This window comes from Rhizobium sp. BG4 (assembly GCF_016864575.1).
GTDB lineage: Bacteria > Pseudomonadota > Alphaproteobacteria > Rhizobiales > Rhizobiaceae > Rhizobium.
In genome coordinates, this window is record NZ_CP044125.1 from 3,702,670 (window position 1) to 3,721,601 (window position 18,932).

The 18,932-nt window shown below is 62.8% G+C and carries 22 protein-coding genes; 9 read left to right on the plus strand and 13 right to left on the minus strand.

Annotation, left to right across the window (positions count from 1 at the left end):
* Positions 1-127 precede the first annotated feature (127 nt).
* Positions 128-520, plus strand: a complete 393-nt coding sequence (locus F2982_RS18530; protein ID WP_203428709.1) for a diacylglycerol kinase — start codon at positions 128-130, stop codon at positions 518-520.
* 2 nt (positions 521-522) lie between these two features.
* Here F2982_RS18530 and F2982_RS18535 read toward each other — a convergent pair whose 3' ends face one another.
* The gene (locus tag F2982_RS18535; RefSeq protein WP_203428710.1) at positions 523-2,058 is read right to left on the minus strand and encodes a HAMP domain-containing sensor histidine kinase; all 1,536 of its coding nucleotides are present in this window, start codon (positions 2,056-2,058) and stop codon (positions 523-525) included.
* Between the two features lie 104 nt (positions 2,059-2,162).
* On the opposite strand from F2982_RS18535, the gene F2982_RS18540 reads away from it, so the two are divergent.
* The 3 genes from F2982_RS18540 to F2982_RS18550 all read left to right on the plus strand — a co-directional run bounded on the left by F2982_RS18540 (position 2,163) and on the right by F2982_RS18550 (position 3,884).
* A complete protein-coding gene (locus tag F2982_RS18540) occupies positions 2,163-2,714 on the plus strand; it encodes a thermonuclease family protein (protein WP_203428711.1) in 552 nt (183 codons plus the stop codon).
* Positions 2,705-3,328, plus strand: coding sequence for a uracil-DNA glycosylase family protein (locus F2982_RS18545; protein WP_203428712.1), 624 nt, complete (start codon positions 2,705-2,707; stop codon positions 3,326-3,328). The genes F2982_RS18540 and F2982_RS18545 overlap by 10 nt, the downstream gene beginning before the upstream one ends.
* A 67-nt stretch (positions 3,329-3,395) precedes the next feature.
* Complete coding sequence (locus F2982_RS18550; protein WP_112387170.1) at positions 3,396-3,884, plus strand: Lrp/AsnC family transcriptional regulator; 489 nt, start codon at positions 3,396-3,398, stop codon at positions 3,882-3,884.
* A gap of 1 nt (position 3,885) precedes the next feature.
* Here F2982_RS18550 and F2982_RS18555 read toward each other — a convergent pair whose 3' ends face one another.
* Positions 3,886-4,569 (minus strand): DNA alkylation repair protein, encoded by a 684-nt coding sequence (locus tag F2982_RS18555; RefSeq protein WP_203428713.1) that lies wholly within the window; start codon positions 4,567-4,569, stop codon positions 3,886-3,888.
* Positions 4,566-5,435, minus strand: a complete 870-nt coding sequence (locus F2982_RS18560) for an NAD(P)-dependent oxidoreductase (RefSeq protein ID WP_203428714.1) — start codon at positions 5,433-5,435, stop codon at positions 4,566-4,568. Before F2982_RS18560 ends, F2982_RS18555 begins: the two co-directional genes overlap by 4 nt.
* Positions 5,436-5,695: 260 nt before the next feature.
* Between F2982_RS18560 and F2982_RS18565 the strand changes: the two genes are divergently transcribed.
* From F2982_RS18565 to F2982_RS18580, 4 genes are read left to right on the plus strand one after another with little or no spacing between them, the layout of a single operon-like run.
* Positions 5,696-6,664 (plus strand): aliphatic sulfonate ABC transporter substrate-binding protein, encoded by a 969-nt coding sequence (locus F2982_RS18565; protein ID WP_203428715.1) that lies wholly within the window; start codon positions 5,696-5,698, stop codon positions 6,662-6,664.
* Between the two features lie 26 nt (positions 6,665-6,690).
* The gene (gene ssuD, locus F2982_RS18570) at positions 6,691-7,860 is read left to right on the plus strand and encodes an FMNH2-dependent alkanesulfonate monooxygenase (RefSeq protein ID WP_203428716.1); all 1,170 of its coding nucleotides are present in this window, start codon (positions 6,691-6,693) and stop codon (positions 7,858-7,860) included.
* Positions 7,861-7,883: 23 nt separating this feature from the next.
* Positions 7,884-8,720 (plus strand): ABC transporter permease subunit, encoded by an 837-nt coding sequence (locus F2982_RS18575; RefSeq protein WP_199629492.1) that lies wholly within the window; start codon positions 7,884-7,886, stop codon positions 8,718-8,720.
* A gap of 9 nt (positions 8,721-8,729) precedes the next feature.
* Positions 8,730-9,551 carry an ATP-binding cassette domain-containing protein gene (locus F2982_RS18580; RefSeq protein ID WP_203428717.1) on the plus strand — a complete coding sequence of 274 codons (822 nt, stop codon included), beginning with the start codon at positions 8,730-8,732 and terminating at the stop codon, positions 9,549-9,551.
* A 5-nt stretch (positions 9,552-9,556) separates the two neighbouring features.
* Here F2982_RS18580 and F2982_RS18585 read toward each other — a convergent pair whose 3' ends face one another.
* The 8 genes from F2982_RS18585 to F2982_RS18620 form a co-directional block, all read right to left on the minus strand.
* The gene (locus F2982_RS18585) at positions 9,557-10,048 is read right to left on the minus strand and encodes an SRPBCC family protein (RefSeq protein WP_246777478.1); all 492 of its coding nucleotides are present in this window, start codon (positions 10,046-10,048) and stop codon (positions 9,557-9,559) included.
* The gene (locus F2982_RS18590; RefSeq protein WP_203428718.1) at positions 10,045-10,380 is read right to left on the minus strand and encodes a metalloregulator ArsR/SmtB family transcription factor; all 336 of its coding nucleotides are present in this window, start codon (positions 10,378-10,380) and stop codon (positions 10,045-10,047) included. The genes F2982_RS18585 and F2982_RS18590 overlap by 4 nt, the downstream gene beginning before the upstream one ends.
* Positions 10,377-11,069, minus strand: coding sequence for a glutathione S-transferase family protein (locus F2982_RS18595; protein WP_203428719.1), 693 nt, complete (start codon positions 11,067-11,069; stop codon positions 10,377-10,379). Before F2982_RS18595 ends, F2982_RS18590 begins: the two co-directional genes overlap by 4 nt.
* A 294-nt stretch (positions 11,070-11,363) precedes the next feature.
* A complete protein-coding gene (locus tag F2982_RS18600) occupies positions 11,364-12,176 on the minus strand; it encodes a methyltransferase (protein ID WP_203428720.1) in 813 nt (270 codons plus the stop codon).
* A gap of 82 nt (positions 12,177-12,258) precedes the next feature.
* Complete coding sequence (locus F2982_RS18605) at positions 12,259-12,525, minus strand: usg protein (protein WP_112716649.1); 267 nt, start codon at positions 12,523-12,525, stop codon at positions 12,259-12,261.
* A 161-nt stretch (positions 12,526-12,686) separates the two neighbouring features.
* Positions 12,687-13,517, minus strand: coding sequence for an ABC transporter permease (locus F2982_RS18610; RefSeq protein WP_130278160.1), 831 nt, complete (start codon positions 13,515-13,517; stop codon positions 12,687-12,689).
* Positions 13,514-14,317, minus strand: coding sequence for an ABC transporter permease (locus F2982_RS18615; protein WP_199629497.1), 804 nt, complete (start codon positions 14,315-14,317; stop codon positions 13,514-13,516). Before F2982_RS18615 ends, F2982_RS18610 begins: the two co-directional genes overlap by 4 nt.
* 112 nt (positions 14,318-14,429) lie before the next feature.
* Complete coding sequence (locus F2982_RS18620; protein ID WP_130278161.1) at positions 14,430-15,200, minus strand: ABC transporter substrate-binding protein; 771 nt, start codon at positions 15,198-15,200, stop codon at positions 14,430-14,432.
* A 316-nt stretch (positions 15,201-15,516) separates the two neighbouring features.
* On the opposite strand from F2982_RS18620, the gene F2982_RS18625 reads away from it, so the two are divergent.
* Positions 15,517-17,724, plus strand: coding sequence for an OmpA family protein (locus F2982_RS18625; protein ID WP_203428721.1), 2,208 nt, complete (start codon positions 15,517-15,519; stop codon positions 17,722-17,724).
* Positions 17,725-17,774: 50 nt separating this feature from the next.
* On the opposite strand, the gene mobB is transcribed toward F2982_RS18625, so the two are convergent.
* Positions 17,775-18,296 carry a molybdopterin-guanine dinucleotide biosynthesis protein B gene (gene mobB, locus F2982_RS18630; protein ID WP_203428722.1) on the minus strand — a complete coding sequence of 174 codons (522 nt, stop codon included), beginning with the start codon at positions 18,294-18,296 and terminating at the stop codon, positions 17,775-17,777.
* Entirely contained in the window at positions 18,293-18,925 is a 633-nt protein-coding gene (gene mobA, locus F2982_RS18635) for a molybdenum cofactor guanylyltransferase MobA (protein WP_203428723.1), read from the minus strand. Before mobA ends, mobB begins: the two co-directional genes overlap by 4 nt.
* Between the last annotated feature and the right edge of the window lie 7 nt (positions 18,926-18,932).

Consider the following 18,932-nt stretch of genomic DNA (forward strand, 5'->3'; position numbering starts at 1 on the left):
ACGCGTCGCGTTCAGCTTTGTGACAGGTTGATGACAGACGCTTGCGGCGCGGACCGGGAAACGGTATTCGCATTTTCACTGATGGACGGCGGCAAGACGCCGTCCGCGACCGCAAGACGAGGACGCCTTGGAGAAACCTGCCGTTCGTAAGCTGACAGGCGTCAGCCATTTCTTCGCCGCCGCGAGCTATTCCTGGGCCGGGTTCCAGCGCCTGATCAAGGAATCGGCCTTCCGGCAGGAGCTGCTGTTTGCCGCCGTGTCGCTGATCCTGCTGATATCGGTGGGAGCGACGCTTTCCGAGCTGGTCATCGCCGTCATCCTGTTTCTGGCGCTGTTTGCCGTCGAGGCACTGAACACGGCGATCGAGGAAGTCATCGACCGGATCTCCCCCGAAATTTCGATGGTCGGCAAACATGCCAAGGATCTCGGCTCCTTTGCCGTTCTCTGCATGCTCGGTGCCTGCGGGCTTTTCCTGCTGTTCACGATCGGCAAGCATCTGATCGCGATCGTCTTCGGCTGACCTTAGGCGAAGCTCTTCCGCTTACGGGAGACCGCGTGCGCTTCCTCGACGGCAGGAAGGCTCTGCAGGACGCGCTTGCCCGGCAGGATGGCGATGACTTCGGTGCCTTCGCGGAGCTTTGATTTCAGCACGAACTGACCGTCGTGCTTGGCAAGGATCGCCTGGACGATCGGCAGGCCGAGGCCGGTGCCCTGTTCGGCGCTCTTGATGGCGATGGAGCCCTGGCCGAAGGCGGAAAGCACGATCGGGATTTCCTCTTCGGGAATGCCGGGGCCGTTGTCCTTGATCGAGATGTATTGGCCGCCGCCCGCCGTCCAGCCGACCTTGACGTGGATCTCGCCGCCCTGCGGCGTGAATTTCACGGCGTTGGAGAGCAGGTTCAGGACGACCTGGCGCATCGACTTCTCGTCTGCCCAGACCGAGGGAAGCTCGGGCTCGAACTGCTGGCTGATGGTGATGTTCTTGCCGCTGGCGCGCAGCTGCACCATGCCGATGCAGTCCTCGGAAATATCCAGCAGCGAAATCGCCTCTTCGGCGAGCTCATACTTGCCGGCCTCAATGCGCGAGAGGTCGAGGATCTCGTTGATGAGGTTCAGAAGATGCTGGCCGGAGCGATGGATGTCGCCGGTATATTCCTTGTAGGTCGGGTTGTTCAGCGGCCCCATGACCTCGGCCGACATCACTTCGGAGAAGCCGAGGATGGCATTCAGCGGCGTGCGCAGCTCATGCGACATGGAGGCGAGGAAGCGCGACTTGGCAAGGTTTGCCTCCTCGGCGCGGCGGCGCGCCTCGTCGGACATCGATTTTGCCACTTCCAGCTCGGCGATCAGGTCGTCCTTTTCCGACTGGAAGGACAGGATGCGCAGGTTCTGCTTGAACAGGCGGTCGCTGATATAGCTGAAGAAGATGACGGTCGTGGTGAAGAGCGCCGTGAGGCTGACTTCGAGCACGTCGCGGGAAATGCCGGCCTTGACGGCCAGCGCCAGCACGACGGGGCTGAAGGTGATGAGCACCGACGGCGTCAGCATGAAATTCGACATTGCCGTGACCGACAGGGCAATGAGCAGCGTCGCACCCTTGTAGAGGATGAAGCGGGAGGGCTCGCAGGTGGCGCAGCTCTGCAGCGCGAAGAAGGCCCAGCTGAGGCCGATCAGCAGTTGGCCGATCAACAGAGCGCGGCGCCATTTGCGGGCGGATTCCGCCGTCATTTCCTGCTTGCGGGCGCGGCGGACGAGATAGACGTTGGCGGCATAGGCGACCAGCGTCGCGACCGCCCAGAAGAAAATCTCGGTGTCGCCGGTGAAATAGATGCCGAGGGCGGAAATGATGATGACGAACAGCGGCATCAGGGCTGCGCCCTGCGTGAATGCCGTCATATACATGCGAAGGACGTCGCGATCGAAAGCGGCCGTCGAGGAATGGCCCGACTGCAAGCGCTCGCGTGTCTGCCGAACAGCCTTGGAGACAGGCTTGTTGCGGTGACTGCGGGACTTGTCGACGATAATCTTATCTGTCGATGTGCTTACGCCGTTACTCATCTGCACTTGATACTTGATCCGCGGATGGTTCCACCGTAACCGGCAAATCTTAAGAAGGTGTTTGCCATTTCTCTCAACGGTTTGTTTTTGAAGGAGGCGGAAGCGTGACGCGCGGTTTGAGGACGATTCGCGACAGCGTGACCGCCTTTGCGATGCTGGCGCTGATCTGGCTGATCGCCGCCAAGCTCAACAGCGATGCGGAGACCGTGCATAGCGGCGCATTCCATGCGGCCGATGGCGACAGCCTGACGATCGGCGGCGAACGGATGCGGCTGAAGGGCATCGATGCGCCGGAGCTGGTGCAGAACTGCGAGCGTGGCGGGAAGTCATGGGCCTGCGGGCGGGAGGCGCGCGATGCGCTGCAGCGGCTGGTCTCAAATGCCGCAACGCAATGCGGCGGCACGGAGCGCGATCAATATCAGCGGCTGCTGGTGATCTGCCGCAGCGGCACGCTCGATATTAATGGCGAGATGGTCAGAACGGGCTATGCCCTGTCCTATGGCGACTACCGCCGCGAGGAGGACGAGGCCAGGGGCGTGCGCTCGGGTCTGTGGGCCGGAACGTTCGAACGGCCGCGGGATTTTCGCGATGACGAGCGGCTGCATTCCGGCGGTGGCATCGTCAGGATGATCGGGCAGGCGGTCGGATGGAACTGACGCTCGAAGCCTTGCACGAAGAGATTGCCGCCTGCCGCATCTGCCGGGATGCGCCACTCAATCCGGCAAAGCCCTTGCTACATGAGCCGCGTCCTGTCGTCATCCTGTCGCGCACGGCGCGGGTGCTGATCGCCGGGCAGGCGCCGGGGCTGAGGGTGCATGAGAGCGGCATTCCGTTCAACGATGCTTCGGGAGACCGACTGCGCGACTGGCTGCAGGTCGACCGCGAGACCTTCTACGATGCAAGCCGTCTGGCGATCGCGCCAATGGGCTTCTGTTTTCCGGGCTATGACGACAAGGGCAGCGACCTGCCGCCGCGCAGGGAATGCGCGCCGATCTGGCGGGATAGGGCCATGGCCGTCATGCCGCAGATCGAGCTGATCCTGACCGTCGGCCAATATGCGCAGAGCTGGCATATGGGGGCGGCGGCGAAGGGCAATATGACCGACACGGTCAAGGCATGGCGCGAGACGCTGTTTGCAAACCGCTCACCCGCCGTCCTGCCGCTGCCGCATCCGAGCTGGCGCAATAGCGGCTGGCTGAAACGCAATCCATGGTTTGAGGAAGAGCTGCTGCCGGTCCTTAGAAGCAGAATAAAACTGCTTATAAACTGAAACAAAATTCTTTTCGCGCGCCGGAATCGCGGTATACAGAGAATATAATTCGAAAGGGCTTTCGCATATGGACCGTCTCGACCGTAAGATACTGCGCCTGCTGCAAGAAGATTCGACCCTTGCGGTCGCCGATCTCGCCAAGAAGGTCGGCCTTTCGACAACTCCTTGCTGGCGCCGTATCCAGAAGATGGAAGAAGACGGTGTCATCAAGCGCCGCGTTGCCATCCTCGACCCCGAGAAGGTGAATACCAAGGTCACGGTTTTCGTCTCGATCCGCACGGCGACCCATTCGATCGAGTGGCTGAAGCGCTTCTCGGAAGTCGTCGTGGAATTCCCCGAAGTGGTCGAGTTCTACCGCATGAGTGGCGATGTCGATTATCTGCTGCGTGTTGTCGTGCCCGATATCGCCGCCTATGACGCCTTCTACAAGCGGATGATCGCCAAGATCGAAATCCGCGACGTCTCCTCGGCCTTTGCTATGGAGCAAATCAAGTACTCGACGCAGCTGCCGCTCGACTACATGTTGCTCGACAGCGCTAAGTCCAACGAGGACTGAGCTATTTCAGGCGGGCGATGACCGCATCGCTGGTCAGCTCGCGCACCGCATCCTTGCCGATCCATCTCGCCGTCTTGCCGGAACTCTCCGCAAGGCGGCGAGCGAGTTTCAGGGCAGGCGCATGGCACGCCTTGTTGCGCTTGCCGATATTGCGCAGCGCCCAGTTGACGGCCTTGCGGACGAAGCTCCTCTCGTCGCCAGCGTGAGCCTCGATCAGCGGCAACCAGACGAGAATTGTCTCGTCAGGATCCTTCTTGCGATGCACAGCCATAGCGGCGATCATTGCGAAGGCCGTGCGGCGCACGAATTCCTGCTCATCGGCGGCAAAGCTTTCAATGAGAGCGTCCAGCCGTGCCTCGACGAAGAGGTCGGCGGCGGTATCGACGATTTCCCAGGAATTGAAGTCTTCGGCGAAGGCCTTGGCTTCATCCGCCGTCAGCCGTTTCGGCTCAGACGTCATCAAGGCCAGCAGCCGCGCTTCCCTGATGCCGCTTTGCCAGAGCGCCAGGGCGCGCGGATGATCCTTCCTGGCGAGCCTCGCGATGCTCCGCAGTTGCGGATTGGAAATGCCGAGTGCTTGGCCGGTGACGATCCCGAAGCGGGCCATGCCGGCAATGCCGTCCTCGGAGCGCAGCGTCTGCAGATGCGCGATCAGGTCTGCTGCGCTCGAGGACGGGCCGATCATTTTTCCAGGCGGGCTAGGAGCGAGGACGTGTCCCAGCGATTGCCGCCCATGGCCTGGACGTCGCCATAGAACTGATCGACGAGGGCGGTGACGGGGAGCTTGGCGCCGTTGCGGCGGGCTTCGGTCAGGACGATGTCGAGGTCCTTGCGCATCCAGTCGATGGCGAAGCCGAAATCGTATTTGCCCTGGTTCATCGTCTTGTGGCGGTTTTCCATCTGCCAGGAGCCCGCGGCACCCTTGGAGATGACGTCGACGACCTTCTCGATGTCGAGGCCGGCGCGCTTGCCAAAGTGGATGCCTTCGGCGAGGCCCTGGACGAGACCGGCGATGCAGATCTGGTTGATCATCTTGGTGAGCTGGCCGGCACCGGCCGACCCCATCAGGCCGACCATGCGCGCATAGGCGTCGATCACGGGCTTTGCCTTTTCGAAGACCGCTTCATCGCCGCCGCACATCACGGTCAGCACGCCGTTTTCGGCGCCCGCCTGGCCGCCGGACACCGGTGCATCGATGAAATGGCAGCCCTTGGCCCGGGCGGCTTCGTCGAGTTCGCGAGCCACTTCGGCGCTTGCCGTGGTGTTGTCGATCAGGACGGCACCCTTCTTCATGCCTTCGAGAACGCCACCTTTGCCTGTTGTCACCGAGCGGAGATCGTCGTCATTGCCCACGCAGGTGAAGACGAAATCGGCGTCTGCGGCAGCTTCTGCCGGGGTCGGGGCGGATTTGCCGCCGAACTTTGCCGCCCAATCGGCGGCCTTGGCGGCGGTGCGGTTATAGACCGTGACGTCATGGCCGCCCTTCGTCTTCAAATGGCCCGCCATCGGGAAACCCATGACGCCGAGACCGATAAAAGCGACTTTTGCCATATGCCAGATCCTTCTCCTGATGCTGCGGCATGATTAGCGGAAAGTGGGAAGGCTGGAAAGGCACCGCCGGCTGGCGGCGGTACGCCAACGCGGCACCCGGAGAATAAAATTCTGCGGGAGCCCGGCAATCCGGTCAGGAAAATTTCCGCCGCGCCAAAACTCACAAATATAATTGTCGATCTAATTTATAGAGTTTCTCATTATCAGGTCATCGCAACGCAACGGTGATGCGCTTCGTATCGCCGATAAAGGGGAAAGCCATGATCTCACGCCGTCAGACCCTTGGTCTCTTTGGGGCCGCAGCAGCTGCCGCCGTCCTGCCATCCATCAAGCCGGCGCGGGCGGCTGCTGCCACCGAGTTCCGCATCGGCTGGCAGAAGAACGGCGTGCTGGCGCTCGCCAAGCGGCGCGGCGCGCTGGAGGCGCGGCTTGCGGACAAGGGCATTTCGGTCAGCTGGTCGGAATTCACCTCGGGGCCGCCGCTGCTCGAAGCGCTCGGGGCAGGCGCTCTTGATTTCGGCGCGACCGGTGACGTGCCGCCGCTCTTCGCGCAGGCTGCGGGTGGCCATCTCTATTATGTCGGAACCTATCGCGGCAGCCCGGCGGCGTCGGCGATCCTGGTGCACAAGGATTCTCCGATCCAGAAACTCGAAGACCTGAAGGGTGCCAAGCTAGCCTTCAAGCGCGGCTCCAGCGCCCATAACGTCGCCGTCAAGGCGCTGCGCAAGGGTGGGTTGACTATCGATGACGTCCAGGCGCTCGATCTGGCGCCGCCGGATGCTGCTGCCGCCTTCAAGACCGGCAGCATCGATGCCTGGTCGATCTGGGATCCCTACCTCGCCATCGCCCAAGCCGATCCCGATACCCGGGTGCTGACGACCGCCGAAGGGCTCGTCGATTCCTACAGCTTCTTCCTCGCCAATCAGGACTTCACCGACAACAACGGCCAGGTGGTCGTCGATGTGATCGACGAGCTCGCCAAAGTCGGCAAGTCGGCGCAGGGCAAGCTCGATGAGACCGTCAAGGAGCTTTCCGAGATCACCGGTGTTCCCGCCGATGTGACGCGCATCACCCTCAGCCGCCCGGGCGCCGATCTTGGTGCCGTGACGACGATCACCGATGGCGCAGCCGCCTACCAGCAAGCCTTGGCCGACGAGTTCTACGCGCTTGGTATCGTGCCGAAGAAACTGACGACCGGCGATATCGTCTGGCGCCCGAAGGCCAGCTGAGCCGTATTTCACGAAAGGACAATTTGATGAGTTCCAAACCAATCGATTTTCTCTGGTTCATCCCGACCTCCGGCGACGGCGCCTATCTCGGTTCGTCCGACCAGACGCGTGCGCCTGAGATCGGCTACATGACGCAGATCGCCCAGGCAGCCGATCGCCTCGGCTTTTCCGGCGTGTTGCTGCCGACAGGCGTTGCCTGCGAGGAATCCTTCGTCACGGCGGCCGCACTTTCGCAACATACGGAGAAGCTCAAGTTCCTGGTGGCGATCCGTCCCGGCACGGCGTCTCCAGCCTATTACGCACGTCTGGCGACGACGCTCGACCGTGTCTCGAACGGCCGCGTTCTCCTGAACATCGTCGTCGGCGGCAGCCCGGCCGAACTTGCCGGCGACGGCATCTTCCTGCCGCATGACGAGCGCTACGACCATGCCAACGAGTTCTTCGATGTCTGGGAAGAGCTGCTGGAAAAGGGCGTTGCCAGCATCGATGGCAAGCACATCAAGGCGACCAATGCACGCCTCGGCTTCCCGTCCTACCAGAATCCGCGCCCGCCGCTCTATTTCGGCGGTTCTTCGGATGCCGGCATCGACTTTGCCGTCGGCCGCGTCGACAAGTACCTGACCTGGGGCGAACCGCCGGCGCAGGTCGGCGAAAAGATCGGGCGCGTACGCGCCGCTGCCGCCAAGAAGGGCCGCGAAGTCAGCTTCGGCATCCGCCTGCATTTCATCGTCCGCGAGACGGACGACGAGGCATGGGCGGCCGCCGACCGGCTGATCTCGAAGCTCGACGACGCGACCATCGAGGAAGCGCAGCTTCGCTTTGCCAAGGAGTCCGACTCCGTCGGTCAGGCGCGCATGGCAGCGCTTCACGGCGGGCGCCGTGAAAAGCTGGAAGTGTCTCCGAATCTCTGGGCCGGTGTGGGTCTGGTGCGCGCCGGTGCCGGCACGGCGCTCGTGGGTTCGCCGAAGACGGTCGCGGCGCGGCTGCGCGAATATCAGGAACTCGGCATCGAGACGGTGATCGGCTCTGGCTATCCGCATCTGGAAGAGGCCTATCGCGTTGCCGAACTGCTGTTCCCCGAGCTCGGTCTCGGCCAGCCGGAGCAGCGTCATGGTCTGCGCAACGATTTCGGAAACAAGCAGGTGTTCGGTGGCGGTAGCCATGGCGGTAACTTGAAAGTCGTTTCAGGGTCCTGATCCGCGGAAGCGAGGAGATGAGCATGTCGGTATTCGAAACGCCATTCACACGCGTTGCCTCGGGGCAAGCAAAGCGCAAGCGCCGGGCGTTGCCCCGGCTGCCTGACGGCTCTGCCCTGTTACCTTATCTCCTGCCGGTGACAATCGTCATCTGCTGGCAGATCGCCTCGTCGGCCGGGTTCATCTCCTCGCGGATCATGCCGTCTCCAGCCGATGTCGCCGTCGCCTTCTGGTCGACGACGATCTCCGGCCAGCTGCCGCATGACGTCTTGGTCAGCGCCGGGCGCGCCTTTGCGGGCCTGCTGGTCGGCGGCGCGATCGGCTTCCTGCTCGGCATTGCCAACGGCGTTTCGAAGGTCTCGGAGCAGCTGACCGATACGACGCTGCAGATGCTGCGCACCATTCCGCATCTGGCGATGATCCCGCTGGTTATCCTGTGGTTCGGAATCGGCGAGGAATCGAAACTGTTTCTCACCTCGCTTGGCGTGCTCTTCCCCGTCTATCTCAACACCTATCACGGCGTGCGCAATGTCGATCGCGATCTCATCGAAATGGGCCGCGTTTACGGCATGGGCAGCTGGACGCTGTTCCGCAAGGTGATCTTTCCGGGTGCGCTGCCGTCGATCTTCGTCGGTCTGCGCTATGCGCTGGGTATCATGTGGCTGACGCTGATCGTCTCGGAATCGATCGCGGCATCCTCCGGCATCGGCCATATGGCGAACAACGCGCGTGAATTCATGATGACCGATGTCGTGGTGCTGGCGCTGGTGATCTATGCCGTGCTCGGCAAGCTTGCCGATGTCGTCGCCCGGGCGCTGGAGCGGCGGGCGCTGACGTGGAACCCGATCTATCAGAAGTAGGAGCTGGCGATGAGCGTGATCACCCATGAACGTTTCCACGGCTCCATCGAGCCGGATTATGTGGCGCACGGCGAAAAGCCTGCGACACCGCCAGCCGGGGCGGCATCCATCACCCTGACCGGACTGGAGAAGAGCTTTGGCGGCAACCGCGTACTGCGCGGCATCAATCTGCATATTCCGGCCGGTCAGTTCGTCGCCGTCATCGGCAAGAGCGGCTGCGGCAAGAGCACGCTGCTGCGGGTACTGATGGGCCTCGATCAGCCGAGCGCGGGCAGCATCCGCTTCGAGACCGGGGATAGCGGCGGCGAGCGGCCGAATGCGCGCATCGTCTTTCAGGAGCCGCGGCTTTTGCCCTGGCTCAGCGTGGCGGAGAATGTCGCGGTCGGTCTCGGCGACGGGATCGACAAGCGTCTGGCGCTTGCAGAGGCAGCAGCCGTGCTTTCCGAAGTGCAGCTGGTGGAGAAGGCGAAGGAGTGGCCGTCGCGGCTTTCAGGCGGGCAGCGGCAGCGTGTGGCGCTGGCCCGCGCGCTGGTCAGCAAGCCCGGCGTTCTCGCGCTTGACGAGCCGCTCGGCGCGCTCGATGCGCTGACGCGGATCAGCATGCAGGAACTGATCAACCGCGTCTGGCGCGAGCTCGGTTTCACGACGGTTCTCGTCACCCACGACGTCAGCGAAGCGGTGCATCTGGCGGACCGGGTGATCGTGCTGGAAGAAGGGCGGATCGCGCTTGATCTCGACATTCCCCAGCCGCATCCGCGCCGGCATGGCAATCCGGAACTTGCCGAGCTCGAGGGCCGGCTGCTCGGTGCCATTCTCGGCGCCGGACGCTGAGGATATCAGTGGACGCCGCCGGCCTCGCGCTCGAGGAATGCCTCGAAACTGTCAAGGCCGAGCTCGGTGCCTTGGCGGCGCATTCCGTCATCGGGGTAGCCATCGAGGAAGACGACCTGCTCGGTGAAGAGCATGCGGGTGCCTGCCGCTGACGGCTCGAAGGTGACGGTGGCCAGCGACACGGAAATCCTGGTTTCGCCGAGCCGCATCTCGTAGGCGTAGACGATCCTGATGTCCTCGACGACATCGAGATAGTGGGCGTCATAGGCATGCAGCAGGCCGTCGCCATCGGCCGTGTAATTGCGCTCGCTGCCGCCGGCGCGGAAGTCCAGGCGGTATTCCAGCGTCGTCCAGTCGCCGTGGCAGGCAAACCATTTTTGCTTCGAGGCCGGATCGGCCCAGGCGCGGAAGGCGCGCTTCGGGTCGGCCTTAAGCTGCCGCTCGATGGTGAAGGTCGTGTGGACGGCGGAGCCGGGGCTTGCTGGTGTCACGGTCAAGGCTTGGGTTCCTCTTCGGCAAGAAGCAGGTCGAGACGGTCGAAGGCGGAGTTCCAGCCGGCCTTGCGCTCACCGATCCATCGCTCGAGCTCGGCGAGCCGCTCCTGGCGCAGCTGATAGGTGCGCACACGGCCGGCCTTGGCGGATCGCACAAGGCCGCTCGTCTCAAGCACGTTCAGATGTTTCATCACCGTCGGCAGCGCCATCGGGAAGGGGGCGGCAAGCTCCATCACCGAGGCGGGGCCAAGGCCGAGACGGTCGATCATGCCGCGGCGGCTGCTATCCGACAGCGCGTGGAACATCCGGTCGAGAGAGATGGCATCGATCGTCATTCGGCAGGCATCGCCTTGCGGATCGCCTCAGGCAGCTGGTGCTTGTAGGGATAGTACTTGAAATAGGGCAGTGCTTCCTTCAGCACGCGGGCGAAGGAGGGGCGGTGGACGAGCCGCTCGTAATAGGCCGACAGCTTCGGCCGTTCCGCGCCGAAGGGAACCAGCGTTTCGCTGTAGAACAAGGCGGGGGCTGCGGCGCAATCGGCCATGGTGAAGCTGTCGCCGGTGATCCAGAGGCTGTTTGCCAGCTGCCGCTCGATCATGTCATAGGCCATGGCAAGCGTGGCGCGCGCCTCGCTCTCGCCCTGCGGATCCTTGGCATCGGCGGCGCGCATCTTGTCGGCGACGATCTTCTGCATCGGCGTCTGGATATAGAGATCGAAGAAGCGGTCCCACAGCCGCACCTGCAGGGCGCGGTCCGCATCGAGCGGCAGCAGATGCGCTTCGCCCGGATAATGCCGGTCCAGATATTCGATGATGATGCTGGTTTCCGGAATGGTGCTGTCGCGCGCCTCATCCCGCAGGATCGGCATCTTGCCGACCGGCCAGTAGCGGAACAACTCGGCCCGCGAACCCTCATCCGAGAGATCGACCAGCCGGTCCTCGAACGGCGTGCCGTTCTCATAAAGCGCGATCAGAACCTTGTGGCAGAAGGAAGCGAGCGGATGTCCGTAAAGCACGAGCGGCATGGGGCATGGCCTTTCAGCTGTTGGAAACTTTGCTGAAAGGCTAAGTATCAGGGTGTGGCGTTTGTGGCAAGGGATAGTCTGCTGAATGGGTAACTATTGGGTTGGCTCGTCATCTCGATGCTTGGGCTGCGGGTGTTCTGTCGAATCGAGAGTTTTCGAGGCAGGGCCCAAATCCTTGGACATTGACAGATCGCCCATTGAAAAAGCCCCCGGTTTCCCACCGGGAGCTTCCTGTCATCAGCCGATATTGTCTACTAACGACATAAACTCATAGGTTGTTTTCGAAAGACTCAATCAACCCGCCAGCTTCGCGATCACCAGATGCCCGGGGCTCGGTTCGCCTTCCTGCATGCGCACGTTGATGCCGGTCATTTCCACGAGCTCGAAGCCGGTCGCGGTCAGGCGTTCGCGGATGTAGCTTTCTGCGTGGAGGAAGCGCTGGTGGGGGCCGACGGCGTAGGGGCGGGCGTCGGCTTGCGGCAGGCTTTCGGAGGAGAAGATGAACAGGCCGCCGGGCGTCAGGTTTTCGGCGGCGCCGAAGAACAGCGGCTCGAGGGCGCCGAGATAGGGCAGGACGTCGGTGGCGGTGATCAGGTCGAAGGCGTCCTCGTCGTTGTCGTCGAGGAAGTCCTCGACTTCGGCAACGAACAGCGTCTCGTAAACGTCCTTCTCGTGGGCGATCTCGACCATGTTTTCGGAGATGTCGATGCCGGTCATGTCCTCGCAGAGATCGCGCAGCGTGCCGCCGGTGAGGCCTGTGCCGCAGCCGAGGTCGAGCATGCGCTTGAACGGGCCGAGCTTCAGCTCCTGCAGGCGCTGGCGCACCATCATCGGCACGTGATAGCCGAGCTGCTCGACGAGCACGTCCTCGAAGACCTCTGCATGCTGGTCGAAGAGGGTTTCGACATAGGCGTCGGGGGCGCGCACCGGCGTCTCGCCGCGGCCCATCGAGGCGATGCGGACGGCGGCGCCGCCATGATCCTCGGGGTCGATCGCCAGCACTTCCTCATAGGCCTTCACGGCCGCATCGACGTCGCCAGCCTTTTCCAGCGCAAGCGCGCGGTTATAGGCCTCGGCCAATGCCTCTTCGTCGATCTTCTTTGCCATGCCGGTCCACCTTTTCGCTGTCACGCAAGCCTCTAAGGCGGTGAGGCCGCTTTGGCAATGGCGGGCGTTGCCGGCCGGCCTTTCAGTGAATGACGAATTCGCCGCGCAGCGCGCGCCATTCCGTTGCCGAGATCAGCTTGCGGTGGATGTAGCGGACGGAGTGCAGCGGGCCGTCGAGCTTTTCCTGCCAGAATTTCAGGAAGCCGCGCATTTCGGGGAAATCGGGAGCGAGGTCGTATTCCTGCCAGATATAGGTCTGCAGGATCGCGGGATGATCCGGCATGCGATAGAGGATCTGCGCCGTCGTCAGTCCATAGCCCTGCAGCTGCTTTTCCATGTCCTTGTTCATGTGCATCTCGCTTTCGTTCCCACTGTCGCTTATTAGCGGCAGATAAAATGGAAACACGACGCGGTTAACCGAAGCTTGACATGCAGCGGGCAAAAGAACCATTCATTTTTGTTTGATTTCAATAGTTTGGCAGCATCCCGCAGGGAGTGCTGCCAAACCTGTCAGCGCTGCAGGTGACGCGTCAGGCGCCGCTCGATCCAGTTCCAGAAATGGCGGAGCGCTTCAACCATCGTCAGGTAGAAGATCGCAGCCCACAGATAGGTCTGGTAATCGAAAGTACGCGAGAAGGCGTAGCGGGTTTCGCCCATCAGGTCGAAGACCGTGATGATGGCGACGACGGCCGAGCCCTTGATCAGCAGGATGATCTCGTTGCCGTAGGGACGCAGCGCCACGATCAGCGCCTGCGGCAGGATGATCTTGCGGAAGGCGACGGTCTTGGAAACGCCGAGCGAGTCCGCGGCCTCATGTTGGCCCTTCGGCACGCTCTCGATGGCGCCGCGCAGGATTTCGGCCTGATAGGCGGCGGTGTTGATGGTCATCGAGAACAGGCCGCAATACCAGGCGTCGCGGAAGAACCACCAGAGACCGACGGATTCCAGCTGCGGGCGGAAGCCGCCGAGGCCGTAATAGACGAGGAAGAGCTGCGCCAGAAGCGGCGTGCCGCGGAAGACGTAGACGTAGCAATAGGCGAAGCCACTGAGGAACCTGTTCGTCGACATTCTGGCGAATGCCAGCGGCAGGGACAGGACGGCGCCGCAGATGACCGAGATCGTCACCAGGATGATCGTCGTCATCAGGCCGTGCAGATAGCGCGGTCCGTAACGGGTGAACTTTTCGGGATCCCAGCCGGCGACGACCATGTAGATCAGCGTTGCGGCAAGAGCGAGCCAGATCAGCACGAGAACCGAGCCGGTGACGCGCGCCGCCGAGAGAGGCTTGGCGATATGCTTCGGCGCCGGCTGCGGCGGGATAAGGGTTTCTGCAACGCTCACCGGCGGACCTCCGAGCGCTTGGCCCAGCGTTCGATATAGCTGAGGCCGTAGGAAGAAATGACAGCGAGCACCAGATAGATGATACAGGCGAGCAGATAGAAGAAGAAGGCCTGCTTGGTGACGCGCACGGCGACGGCGGTCTGGCGCAGGATGTCGGCTAAGCCGATGATCGAGACGTAAGACGTATCCTTCAGCAGGATCATCCAGAGATTGGTGAGGCCGGGCAGGGCGATGCGCACCAGCTGCGGCAGGATGATGAGGCGGAGCGTACGGCCGCGGTGAAAGCCGAGCGCGTCTCCGGCCTCGTACTGGCCCTTCGGAATGGCGCGAAATGCCGAGAGCAGCACTTCCGAACAATAGGCGGAGAAGACGACGGCAAGGGCGATCATGCCGGCCACGAAGGCGTTGATCTCGATCCGCTCGTCATAGCCGAAGGAGGCGAGCGCCGACTGAATGAGGATCTGCATGCCGTAATAGATGATGAACAGCGTCAGAAGCTCGGGCAGGCCGCGGAAGATCGTGGTGTAGATGCCGGCGGCGAGCCGCACCGACTTTTCTTCGGATTGCTGGCCGAGTGCCACGAGGAAGCCGATGACCAGGCCGACCGGCAAGGTCAGCAGCGCGACGGCGACGGTGGTTTTCAGGCCGACGGCGATTTCATCGCCCCAGCCGGTATCGCCGCAGGCGAGGATCGTCGACTGGCCGAACCAGGTGAAAAGACCGGCAGGTCCGCATAGCGGATCGAAAACATACCCTATCCAGGCCCAGAGCGAGCCCAGCGCGGAAAATAATCCGCCCATCCAACTTTCCCCTCACGGCTTATGCCGTTTTGATCTTTAGCATGTTGTCAGACAAAAATGGCGGAAGAGCAAGCCTTCCGCCATCATCTTTACAGGTCAGTTACAGTTTTTCTCAATCGCCGTAAACGTTGAAATCGAAGTACTTGTCCTGAATTTCCTTGTACTTGCCGTTGGCGCGGATCGCAGCGATCGCGGTGTTCAGCTTGTCCTTCAGCGGATCGCCCTGGCGGACGGCGATACCGGCGCCAACGCCGTTGATTTCCTTGTCGACCGGCAGGGTCGTGAGGATCTTGCAGCAAGCGCCGGCGTCCGACTTGACCCACTGCGAGAGAACGACGACGTCGTCGATTACGGCGTCGATACGGCCGTTCGAAACGTCGAGCTTGTACTCGTCGGCAGTCGGGTAGAGCTTCAGCTCGGTGTCGGCCAGGTGCTTTTCAGCATAGTTGGCGTGGGTGGTCGACGTCTGGGCGCCGATCGTCTTGCCCTTCAGGCCGGCGACGTCGGTGATCGTCGAATCCTTCGGCACGGCGATTGCCGGCGGGGTGTTGTAGTACTTGTTGGTGAAGTCGACGAGCTTCGAGCGCTCCGGCGTGATCGACATGGACGAAACGATCATGTCGAACTTCTTGGCCTGGAGAGCCGGAATGATGCCATCCCAGTCGTTGCTGACGAAGGAGCATTCAGCCTTCATCTCGGCGCAGAGTGCCTTGGCGATGTCGATGTCGAAGCCCTTGATTTCGCCGCTGGCATCGACGAATTCGAAGGGCGGGTAGGTCGAGTCGGTGCCGATCACATACTTTTCGCCATCGGCCATTGCCGAACCGGCGAAGAGGGACAGCGCTGCAAGCGAAGCTGCGGCGAGGAGGTTGGAGATACGCATGAGGATCCTCTCTGTTGGTGACCGCTGCGTCTTTTTCTTATTCGGCAGCGGCCATAATGCGGCGGGCATCAGCACCGCCTTGGCGCGATAATCAAACCTTTTTTTTGCAAATTGCAACTGGAATCGCGCGCCATTGTTGCGTCGCAAACTATGACCAAGATGAACGAAGGCGGACCGGGACGTTCATAGCGGGTTAATCCAGGCGTTTCTAAAAAATGCATGGAACAAATCCGGGCCTCGGAAATTTCGGTCCCGACCCAACATGCGGGTGTCAAAACTGAACACCCCCAATAGCCAATAGGAACGAGGAAACCCAATGGGCATGAAATCAAGATTGTTTGCCAGCGCTGCTTTTCCGCTGCTGTCGCTGACACTGGCCGTTACGCCGGTGCATGCGTCGGCACTCGGGGGAACGAGCGCGGCATCGTCGCCCCAGGTGGTCAGCGGTTCGTATGAGGTCGCGCAGGATGCACCGTCGGATGAAGAGATCCTGAAGAAGCGCCACAAGCAGCCGCAGGCCGAAGAGCAACAGCAGCAGGAAGCGCAGCCGCAGGCCGAGCAGCAGCAGGAACAGCCGCGCCGCAAGCAGCGCGAAGCTCAGCCGCAGGCAGAAGAGGCGGCTCCGCAGGCCGAGCAGGCTCAGCCTTCCGAAGAACAGCAGCCGCGCCGCAAGAAGCGCGAGGCAGCCCCCGAGCCGGAGCAGGCCGCTCCGCAGGTGGAGCAGGCACAGCCGGCCGAAAACCAGGAACAGCCGCGCCGCAAGAAGCGCGAAGCCGCCCCTGAGCCGCAGCAGCAGGCAGCCCCGCAGGCCGAACCCGCCGAGCAGCCGGCCGAAAAGCCGCGCCGCAAGCGCGACCAGCAGCCTGCCCAGCAGGAGGCTGCGCCCGCCCAGAACGAGGCCCAGCCGCAGGGCGAGCAGGCCGCTCCTCAGGTGGAGCAGGCCAAGCCCCAGACCGAAGAGGCCCAGCCCGAGCAGCAGCGTCCGCGCAAGGGCGACAAAAAGCAGCAGCAGGCAACCGAAGGCGAACAGCAGCAGGAACCTGCCGCCAAGCCCGGCCGCAAGAACGCCCAGCAGCAGGGTGAGCAGCCCGCCGAAGGCAAGACGCCGGTTCCGTCGGAATCGCCGGCTCCCGATCAGGCGCCTGTCCCGGCCGAATCTCCGGCGCCCGCAAAGCCGCCGGTTCCGGCAGAGCCTGACCAGGCACAGAAGCCTGCGCCTGAGGGCGAGCAGCAGCTCAAGCCCGGCCTGCAGCCTGGCGCCAACACTGCCGAGCAGCCTGCAGCCAATGGTCAGCAGCCTGTCGTCGAGCAGGCGATCCCGGCACCTGAGAAGGTAACGCCGCAGGAGATGGAGCGCCGCAAGCAGATCGCCGCGGATCCGAGCAAGAGCACGGAAACCGTGGTTCTGCCGGTCGAAAACGGTGCAGCCGTGCTCGACAGCGACAAGGACGCAGACCGCTCCGGTGGCCGCGATGGCCGGCGCCAGCGCGACCGCCAGCGTGCGGCCGAGACACAGCAGGAGATCTTCGTGCCGAAATCGGATGCCGATGCGCAGCGTGCAGCCGGTGGCGAAGCACGTCCGCCGGTCAAGATCGAGGCTGTCACGGCCGAGGAAGGCCGCCGGCTCGACCGCCGTCCGCAGTTCCAGCGCCCTGACGGTGCGCAGGTCGAAGGACGTGTCGGCGACGATAACCGCGTGATCCTGCAGATCAACAACAACATCGTGGTTCGCAGCGACGACGACCGCCGCTTCATCCGCGATGGCGAACGGCCGATCTACGAGCAGCTGCCGCGCGACCGTTACCGCGAAACGATCGACCGCCCGGATGGCTATCGCATCGTGACGATCCGCAACCGCTATGGCGACATCATCCAGCGGTCGCGCGTCGACAGCCGTGGCCGTGAGTATGTGCTCTATTACTCGCCGGAGCTCTACGACAATCCGGACCAGGATTACTTCGAGGATCCGGGTGCCGATCTGCCGCCGATGCGCCTGCGCATCCCGGTTCGCGACTACATCATCGACACCAGCAGCGACCCGGATCGCGACTACTACGACTTCCTGCGCGAACCGCCGGTCGAGCCCGTCGAGCGCGTCTACTCACTGAACGAGGTAAAGTATTCGGCCCGTATCCGCGACAAGGTGCGCCGTATCGACCTCGATACGATCACCTTCGCTACCGGCAGTGCCGAAATCCCGATGAGCCAGGCGCGCAGCCTGCGCAAGGTCGCGGATGCCTTGAACGAGGTGCTGCAGAAGGATCCGAGCGAAACCTTCCTGATCGAGGGCCATACGGATGCCGTCGGTTCCGACCAGAGCAACCTGGTTCTCTCGGACCAGCGCGCGGAGTCGGTCGCCAACGTGCTCTCCGATGTCTACGGCATCCCGCCTGAAAACATGGCGACGCAGGGCTATGGCGAGCGCTACCTGAAGGTCAACACGGCTGGTCCGAACCAGGAAAACCGCCGCGTTACCATCCGCCGCGTCACGCCGCTCGTGCGTCCGGTCGCCTCCAACAACTGAGGCAGGCAAATCTGAGAACAAGAAAGCCGCCGGGCGACCGGCGGCTTTTTCTATGCCGTGATGGCGGGAAGACCGAGCTTCGCCGCGATGAAATCGGCGATCGCCATCGTGTCGTCGAGATCGAAGACGGGCAGGGTACTCTCTGTCACCGGATGGTCGGCGGCGATGGCGCAGATATGCGGATCGGTTGGCGCCAGCGGTTCGCGCTTGGCGGCCTCCAGGCGGCGGGCCTCGATCTTCGGGATCGGCTCGCGCTTGTAGCCCTCGATCAGCACGAGATCGCAAGGGGCGAGGCGAGAGAGGATGTCCTCGAAGGCGGGTTCGGGTTCGCCGCGCAGCTCGTGCATGATGGCAAAGCGGGTGCCGGAGACGATCGTCACCTCATGGGCGCCGGCCTGCCGGTGGCGGTAGCTGTCGGCCCCGACCTTGTCGATGTCGAAATCGTGGTGCGCGTGCTTGATCGTCGAGATGCGGTAGCCGCGGCGGGTGAACTCCTCGACGAGGCGCACGGCAAGGCCTGTCTTGCCCGAATTCTTCCAGCCGGCAATTCCGAAGACGCGCGGCGTGCTCATGGCGAGAGCGCCCGCAGCCAGCGCTCGGCTTCGACGAGGTCGTCGGGAGTGTTGATGTTGAAGAACGGGTCGAGAAGCGCGGCGCGCGTCGGGTGCAGCGGAAACTGAACTTCCGCAACGTCATGCCGTAACAGGAAGTCGCGGACGCGACGCTTTTCGTCAGTGGCAATCCAGGCTTCGAGGTCTGCAGCGAGCGCCACGGGCCAAAGGCCGAAGACCGGGTGGCTGCGGCCCTCGGAAGCGGCGATCGCGATCTTTTCCGGATGGTCGGCGGCGGCGATGAAGTCGGATACGAGCTCGGCCGGGAAGAAGGGGCTGTCGATCGAGACCGTCACGACATGGCTGACGCCGTCGAGCCTGGCGGCATAGGCCATCGCAGCATGGATGCCCGCCATCGGCCCGGCCTTGCCGGGAATGATATCGGGGATGAAGACGAGGCCGCATTGCGGCTCGCTGCCGGCATTGACGGCGACGGTGGAGACCTGTGGGGAGAGCCGTGCGATCGCATGGTCGAGAAGCGGCCGGCCGCCGAGCATTGCCGCAGCCTTGTCCGTCCCCATGCGCGAGGAGCGGCCACCGGCCAGGATGACGCCCGGGATTGCGGTATTTGCGAGTGAAAAATCTGCCATTGCTTAT